The sequence below is a fragment of the Candidatus Bandiella numerosa genome (genome assembly GCF_021811875.1).
GTDB lineage: Bacteria > Pseudomonadota > Alphaproteobacteria > Rickettsiales > Midichloriaceae > Aquirickettsia > Aquirickettsia numerosa_A.
Genome location: NZ_JAJBJD010000113.1, coordinates 1 through 3,578, shown reverse-complemented (window position 1 = coordinate 3,578; position 3,578 = coordinate 1). Strand labels below are relative to the sequence as shown.

Annotated in this window: 3 protein-coding genes; all 3 read right to left on the bottom strand. The window is 30.3% G+C overall.

The window, feature by feature from the left end; translation table 11 throughout:
• Positions 1 to 150: 150 nt before the first annotated feature.
• Positions 151 to 1,041 carry a signal peptide peptidase SppA gene (gene sppA, locus L8D11_RS04170; protein WP_236870418.1) on the bottom strand — a complete coding sequence of 297 codons (891 nt, stop codon included), beginning with the start codon at positions 1,039 to 1,041 and terminating at the stop codon, positions 151 to 153.
• Positions 1,038 to 2,366: a TolC family protein gene (locus tag L8D11_RS04165; protein ID WP_236870417.1), complete on the bottom strand. Its 1,329-nt coding sequence runs from the start codon at positions 2,364 to 2,366 to the stop codon at positions 1,038 to 1,040. Before L8D11_RS04165 ends, sppA begins: the two co-directional genes overlap by 4 nt.
• A gap of 74 nt (positions 2,367 to 2,440) precedes the next feature.
• Positions 2,441 to 3,439, bottom strand: coding sequence for a hypothetical protein (locus L8D11_RS04160; RefSeq protein ID WP_236870416.1), 999 nt, complete (start codon positions 3,437 to 3,439; stop codon positions 2,441 to 2,443).
• Positions 3,440 to 3,578 lie beyond the last annotated feature (139 nt).

Below are 3,578 nucleotides of genomic sequence, written 5' to 3'. Positions count from 1 at the left end.
ATTGGATATCTATGTCTGTTTGGTGTGCCCTTCATCTTTTTTGATATTTATTTTTTTAAATCCTACAATTTTATAATCTTTTATTCAATATCAGAATTTTATTCTATTTTTAACTTGACTGTGCCGTCATGGCTACTTTTGTTCGCTTCGTTAAGACACTATTATATTAAAAATAGTAGCAAAGATTAATTTCACATTATCTGTGTATTCCATTAATCTTTCTAATTTGGATGCTGGCTTAATCAATATATAATCTTTTACTTCTAAATTTCCAAGATTTTCTTTGCTTTTAAGCCATTTAATCGCATCAGCCCGATCACCTACTTCATCAATAAGTTTCAGTTTATTTGCTTTGCTACCTATAAAAATTCTTCCATCAGATACTTTTTTTAAATCGTCATCTGAAAGATTTCTTCTTTTCTTAACAAGCTCTATAAAAAATTTATTTGATTCATCAACTAAATTTTGTACATATTCCTTTTGCTGCTCATTAAGTTTTTCAAAATAATTAGGAATGCCTTTTAGTGGGGATGATTTTATTAATTCAAGATTTATCCCATATTTTTTTGCAAATTCACTAACTTCAAAATTCATTATTATGACACCTATTGAGCCTACAAGGCTAATATCATAAGCATATATTTTATCTGTTCCAATTGCCGCCATATATGCAGCAGATGCACCTATTTCTCCTATTGAGGAAACTATTGGCTTTTTTTGTGCAATCTTTCTAAATTCCCTATACAATAACTCTCCACCCACTCCAGTTCCGCCCGAACTGTTTATATTTACTAAAACTGCTTTTATATTATTATCACTAGCAATCTTATTCAAAGATTGGATAACTTCTTTATCCTGCAGGAGCATACCTGTTATATCTATGCTTGCAATATAATCTGATTTAATTTGAGATACTCCATCACCCTTATTATAGAAAATCACAAATAAAGCGATAAAGAATAGGGTTAGGGCAACAAACTTCCACTTATTAACACTACTCTTAAGCTTATACCTATCTATTATATAATCATCACCAATCATTTATTTTTACTTTTTACTTCTTCACTACTTTGCATAATCTTAGGTAAACTGCCCACCAAATTGTACGTTTCAAATAATGATATTTTATAGTCTTTTTCCTTAGACAATCTTTGTATAACGTTATTATTATAATCTCTTTGCCTGTTAATGACGTCTATTAAAGTTTTTGCGCCAACATCAAATTCCGATTGAGTGCTTAGATATGTTTGGTAAAAATTATCTTCAGCAACACGTGATGATGTATATATATTTTCACTTGATATATATTGATTCCAAACACTGATAGCTTGCGATTGAATTTTATTAATTACATCCCTAGCACTAAATTCAGCACTTTTACTTTTCTTTTTTGCCTCAGATATATTTAAATATTGCACTCCACCCCTATAAAGCAGCGGAACATTAACTCCAACACCGTAAGTATTCCCTTTTAAATCACTGCCCTTAAAAGGATTATTATCTGAATATTTTGGTCTTGAGGAATTTGCAAACAGATTTACATTTGGCAATAATTCAGAGGCAGCAAGGTTAACTCCTTGTTTTGCTGCTTTCAGTTCATTTTTTACTCTTATTAAGTCTGAGTTTTGAGTATTTACTAAAACTTTAAATTCATCAAAACTTTTAATTTTGGCATACTTCTTAACGTCAATTTGCTCCATAATCTTAGGAGCCTCTTCGCCGACATAGTACTGAAAACTTGATTCTGCTTGAGTTCTTCCTACTAAATAATCTTCTAAATTACTTTTCATAGATGCAAGATTAGCCTTAGCTAAGAATAATGAAGTTTTTGTTTCTGCTCCAGTTTTTACCGTAATCTCAGCCTTTTCTAAACTTTTTTGAGCCATATTAACATTTGTTTGCTGAACTTTAACAAGCTCTCTAGAGGTCAAGACGTTTTGATAACTTTTAATGGTATTTAGTAATATCTCGTTTAATGCTTTGTTATACTCTTGATATGCAGCATTTATTTTCGCATCAGCTTGTGCAATTTTTGCAATTGTAGAGCCACCTGTAAAAATATCTTGTTGAATATTCAAACCAAATAACTCTTTGTTAAAAGACGATTGGCCATTATAATCCTTAGTGTTACTTGGGTTATAAAATGTTTTATTTAATGTGGCACCTATGCTTGGCAAAAATTCTGTAGCTGCTTTTGGTTTTTCTAATATTGCAATTTCCAATTTCTTTTTACTCATCTGCAACTGTTCATTATTTAATAAAGTTGAATTAACAGCATCTTTTAAGCTGTACGCCCCTACGTAATTGAAATTTGATGCAAAGAATAAAGTAAGCAACGCCACTTTGAAAAATCTATTTTTGTTCATTTTAGTATTTTATTGTAAATATAGAACCAATATATAGTAACAACAAAGAATTTCCAATACCTTTGTTAAAATAATTACAGATGACCTTTCTCAGTATTAGATTGCTTAGATTTATCAGGAAATAATATACCATGCGATATATTATTAGGAGCTATTCGACTGGTATTAGGAGTTATTTTACTAGCCCATTTAGGCGTGATTCTATTATTTGACACTTGTGGTTCTTCATTCAAAGATTTTGGTACTTGTGATTTTTCATTCAAAGATTTTGGTACTTGTGGTTTTTCATTCAAAGATTTTTTTATTTCTTCTTCTAGGTGATTTTTACCTAATTTATCTCCATGTTCCTTGATATACTGGTTTAAACTAATATTTAATGGCTTTGCGGATTCACTTTGATTTACCCATTCCACTTGATCATCGAAAGATTTACCTTTTAAATAGCGTTTATCACTCTCATAGATTCCTTTAATTTTATCTTTAGCTTCTTTAATTTCTACGTCTGTACAACTGTCTTTTTCAAGCAAATTTTTGATTATAATTTGTATCTCTATTAAGTTTGCAACTGATGCTGATTCGTTACGGTTTTCAGCAATATGTTCTTTACAATTTTCAATAAGAGATTTTATTAATTTTACATCTTTTTCTCGTTGTTTTTCCTCAAAATAACTTCTCACTGTAGGAATTATCATTACAACTTCTTTTAACACACTAAATAGCTTTTTTACTAAAAAAAATGTTAAATTAAATATTCTTCTAAATGGCAAAATCAAACCTGAAGGAACGTTTCTTAGTGCCTTATTTTGGATGTTACCAACCAAATTTAAAATTTTGTCAAATAATTCAGTTGCAGCCCCCATTCTTTTTTGTAATGTTTTAGCTGATTTTATCAACTGATTTCGCACTTTAGTGCTTTGATCCATTAATTCCTTTAGCTCTGCTTCACAATTACGTAGTACATTATCTATATTATCTATATCTTTAGATTGCTTTTTGTGCGCCGTGCATGATGTAAGAGTAGAGGGTTCAAGTCCCTCATGGGCTGATATAGAGCTGTCCATTAGCTGAGGCAAGGTTAACTTCGTGAGGAAGCATAAATATTAGATAGCGTATAAATAGGAAAAGTGCTAACCTTTGACCTAAAACAATACAGGTATCAAATGGATTTTGAAATAATAGTAAGAAAAAAAGAAAAAGGCGAGGTAGTATCAG

What these genes read in the sequence shown, in the direction of transcription:
- sppA (WP_236870418.1), bottom strand. Translation starts at nt 1,041, where the DNA reads ATGATTGGTGATGATTATATAATAGATAGGTATAAGCTTAAGAGTAGT.
- L8D11_RS04165 (WP_236870417.1), bottom strand. Translation starts at nt 2,366, where the DNA reads ATGAACAAAAATAGATTTTTCAAAGTGGCGTTGCTTACTTTATTCTTT.